Raw genomic sequence first — 1,236 nt, 5'->3', positions numbered from 1 at the left:
ACATGAGGACAATCGAGTCTTCTGTTGTTAGCAGGGCGAGAACAGGATCTTTCGAACGTGACGCTGAGCAGTGCCGACCTTGAGGCCGGTGTGGCCGATGATGAGGTCGTGGGCAAGAAGAAGCGCGGTCCCCGCGCGGGCGGGCCGAAGCGGCGGTCCTTCACCCCGGAGTACAAGCTTCGGATCGTGGAGGAGTACGAGCGGCTGACCGAACCGGGCGCGAAGGGCGCGCTGCTGCGCCGGGAGGGGCTGTACCACTCGCACATCATCGACTGGCGGACCGCCCGGGACGCCGGCGCGCTGGATGCGCTGACCGCCAAGCCGTCCGGACCGACGGGCAAGAGCGCAGCCGAGAAGGAGGCCGAGCGGCTGCGGGCAGAGAACGAGAAGCTGACCGCCGAGCTGGCCAAGTCCCAGAGGGCGCTGGCCATCCTGGGAAAAGCACACGAGCTCTTGGAACTGCTCTCCGGGAGCGAGGACTCCGAGCCCAAGCGGACGAAGTGATCACCGAGGCGTTCGCCGCCCTGGAGCCGGTCGTCGGGATCAAGCCGGCCTGCGAGCTGACCGGCCGCTCGCGGGCCACCGTCTACCGGCAGCGCCACCCCAAGCCCCGCGTGGCCGGGCCGCGCCGGGCGCCGGCAGCGCACCCGGCGGCCCTGTCCGAGCTGGAACAGGCACGGGTGCTGAGTGCGCTGCGCTCGCAGCGGTTCGTGGACAAGTCGCCGGCGCAGATCTGGGCCACCCTGCTGGACGAGGGAACCTACCTGTGCTCGATCTCCACGATGTACCGGCTGCTGCGCGAGCACGGTGAGGTCCGCGAGCGCCGCGCGCAGGCCACCCACCCGCCCCGGGCCAGGCCCGAGCTGGTGGCCAACGGCCCGAGCCAGGTGTGGACCTGGGATGCCACCAAGCTCAAGGGCCCGGACCGCGGGATGTACTACGACCTGTTCGTGATGCTCGACATCTACTCCCGCAAAGCGGTCCACTGGCTCGTGGTGCCGCGCGAATCCGCCGCACTGGCCAAGGAGTTCATCGAAGACGCCTTCCGCGCCAACGGCGGCGTCGTCCCGGACGTGGTCCACGCCGACCGGGGTACCTCGATGACCTCCAAGCCAGTCGCCCAGTTGCTGGTTGACCTGAACATCGTCCGCTCGCACTCGCGGCCACGCGTGTCCAACGACAATCCGTACTCGGAAGCAAACTTCAAGACCTTGAAGTACTGCCCGGTCTTCCCCG

2 protein-coding genes are annotated in these 1,236 nt (G+C 68.6%); both read left to right on the top strand.

Annotated elements, in window-relative coordinates; translation table 11 throughout:
* Positions 1 to 57: 57 nt before the first annotated feature.
* Complete coding sequence (locus tag AB0I23_RS41530) at positions 58 to 504, top strand: transposase (protein WP_359118462.1); 447 nt, start codon at positions 58 to 60, stop codon at positions 502 to 504.
* The coding region (locus AB0I23_RS41525) for a DDE-type integrase/transposase/recombinase (RefSeq protein ID WP_359118460.1) at positions 501 to 1,236 on the top strand (736 nt) is incomplete at its 3' end. The genes AB0I23_RS41530 and AB0I23_RS41525, both read left to right, overlap by 4 nt.

It is taken from the genome of Streptomyces atratus (assembly GCF_040655115.1).
In the GTDB taxonomy this organism is placed as follows: Bacteria; Actinomycetota; Actinomycetes; order Streptomycetales; family Streptomycetaceae; genus Streptomyces; species Streptomyces atratus_D.
This window is presented reverse-complemented; position numbering and strand designations above follow the sequence as displayed.